Genomic DNA, 2981 nt, shown 5'->3' with positions numbered 1-2981 from the left:
AAGTGGTTAAGCTACTAAGAGCACACGGAGGATGCCTAGGCGCTAGGAGCCGATGAAGGACGTGGCGAACAACGAAACTGCCTCGGGGAGCTGTAAGCAAGCTTTGATCCGGGGGTGTCCGAATGGGGAAACCCAGCTGGGGTAATTTCCAGTTACTCATAACTGAATACATAGGTTATGTAGAGGCAGACCAGGGGAACTGAAACATCTAAGTACCCTGAGGAAGAGAAAACAATAGTGATTCCGTCAGTAGCGGCGAGCGAACGCGGAGAAGCCCAAACCAGAGAGCTTGCTCTTTGGGGTTGTGGGACGTCTCACATGGAGTTACAAAGGAACCGGTTAAGTGAAGAGGTCTGGAAAGGCCCGCCAAAGAAGGTAAAAGCCCTGTAGTTGAAAGTCTGTTCCCTCCGAGACGGATCCCGAGTAGTGCGGGGCACGTGAAACCCCGTATGAATCCGGCAGGACCATCTGCCAAGGCTAAATACTTCCTAGCGACCGATAGTGAAGCAGTACCGTGAGGGAAAGGTGAAAAGCACCCCGGAAGGGGAGTGAAATAGAACCTGAAACCGTGTGCTTACAAAAAGTCAGAGCCCGTTTTAGGGGTGATGGCGTGCCTTTTGTAGAATGAACCGGCGAGTTACGTTCCCGTGCAAGGTTAAGGTGAAGAGCCGGAGCCGCAGCGAAAGCGAGTCTGAATAGGGCGATTTAGTACGTGGACGTAGACCCGAAACCGGGTGATCTACCCCTGTCCAGGGTGAAGGTGCGGTAACACGCACTGGAGGCCCGAACCCACGCACGTTGAAAAGTGCGGGGATGAGGTGGGGGTAGCGGAGAAATTCCAATCGAACTCGGAGATAGCTGGTTCTCCCCGAAATAGCTTTAGGGCTAGCCTCGGAAAACAGAGTCGTGGAGGTAGAGCACTGATTGGGTGCGGGGCCCGCAAGGGTTACCAAGCTCAGTCAAACTCCGAATGCCATAGACTTACTTCCGGGAGTCAGACAGTGAGTGCTAAGATCCATTGTCAAAAGGGAAACAGCCCAGACCATCAGCTAAGGTCCCCAAGTGTGTGTTAAGTGGAAAAGGATGTGGAGTTGCACAGACAACCAGGATGTTGGCTTAGAAGCAGCCACCATTGAAAGAGTGCGTAATAGCTCACTGGTCGAGTGACTCTGCGCCGAAAATGTAACGGGGCTAAACACACCACCGAAGCTATGGCTTGATGCTTTGCATCAGGGGTAGGGGAGCGTTGTATAAGGGTTGAAGGTGTACCGTAAGGAGCGCTGGACATTATACAAGTGAGAATGCCGGTATGAGTAACGAAAAGATCAGTGAGAATCTGATCCGCCGAAAGCCTAAGGGTTCCTGAGGAAGGCTCGTCCGCTCAGGGTAAGTCGGGACCTAAGGCGAGGCCGAAAGGCGTAGTCGAAGGACAACAGGTCGAAATTCCTGTACCACCGTAAGCCGTTATGAGCAATGGGGGGACGCAGCAGGGTAGTGACGCGGACTGATGGATGTCCGTCTAAGCAGTGAGGCTGGTGTGTAGGCAAATCCGCACATCGTAAGGCTGGACTGTGATGGGGAGCGAAAATTATAGTAGCGAAGGTCATGATCTCACACTGCCAAGAAAAGCCTCTAGCCAGGTGATGGTGCCCGTACCGCAAACCGACACAGGTAGGCGAGAAGAGTATTCTAAGGCGCGCGGAAGAACTCTCGTTAAGGAACTCGGCAAAATGACCCCGTAACTTCGGGAGAAGGGGTGCCCCGGTAGTGTGAATAGCACGAGGGGGCCGCAGTGAAAAGGCCCAAGCGACTGTTTAGCAAAAACACAGGTCTGTGCGAAGCCGTAAGGCGAAGTATACGGGCTGACGCCTGCCCGGTGCTGGAAGGTTAAGGGGAGCGGTTAGGAGCAATCCGAAGCTGTGAACCGAAGCCCCAGTAAACGGCGGCCGTAACTATAACGGTCCTAAGGTAGCGAAATTCCTTGTCAGGTAAATTCTGACCCGCACGAATGGCGTAACGACTTGGGCGCTGTCTCAACGAGAGATCCGGTGAAATTTTAATACCTGTGAAGATGCAGGTTACCCGCGACAAGACGGAAAGACCCCATGGAGCTTTACTGCAGCTTGATATTGAATTTGGGTACGATCTGTACAGGATAGGTGGGAGCCTTTGAAACGTGAGCGCCAGCTTGCGTGGAGGCACCGTTGGGATACCACCCTGATCGTATCTAGGTTCTAACCTGGTACCGTAATCCGGTGCGGGGACAGTGTCAGGTGGGCAGTTTGACTGGGGCGGTCGCCTCCTAAAGAGGAAAGGAGGGGCCCAAAGGTTCCCTCAGAATGGTTGGAAATCATTCGAAGAGTGCAAAGGCATAAGGGAGCTTGACTGCGAGACCTACAAGTCGAGCAGGGACGAAAGTCGGGCTTAGTGATCCGGTGGTACCGCATGGAAGGGCCATCGCTCAACGGATAAAAGCTACCCTGGGGATAACAGGCTTATCTCCCCCAAGAGTCCACATCGACGGGGAGGTTTGGCACCTCGATGTCGGCTCATCGCATCCTGGGGCTGAAGTAGGTCCCAAGGGTTGGGCTGTTCGCCCATTAAAGCGGTACGCGAGCTGGGTTCAGAACGTCGTGAGACAGTTCGGTCCCTATCTGTCGTGGGCGTAGGAAATTTGAGAGGAGCTGTCCTTAGTACGAGAGGACCGGGATGGACGTACCGCTGGTGTACCAGTTGTTCCGCCAGGAGCACCGCTGGGTAGCTATGTACGGAAGGGATAAACGCTGAAAGCATCTAAGCGTGAAGCCCCCCTCAAGATGAGATTTCCCAGTATGTAAGACCCCTTGAAGACGACGAGGTAGATAGGCTGGGGGTGGAAGTGCAGCAATGCATGGAGCTGACCAGTACTAATCGGTCGAGGGCTTATCCAAGATATGCAGGTTGTAAGTCGCAAATTTCGTTTCGGATCTAGTTTTCAGAGA

General features: G+C 53.4%; 1 rRNA gene. It reads left to right on the top strand.

The window, feature by feature from the left end:
- Window positions 1-4 precede the first annotated feature (4 nt).
- Window positions 5-2930 (top strand): 23S ribosomal RNA (locus AMS66_RS00015).
- The last annotated feature ends 51 nt before the right edge of the window (window positions 2931-2981 follow it).

The organism is Paenibacillus xylanivorans, assembly GCF_001280595.1.
Classification (GTDB): Bacteria; Bacillota; Bacilli; order Paenibacillales; family Paenibacillaceae; genus Paenibacillus; species Paenibacillus xylanivorans.
The sequence above is the reverse complement of the archived record's forward strand: the minus strand, read 5'-3'. Positions and strand labels throughout refer to the sequence as shown.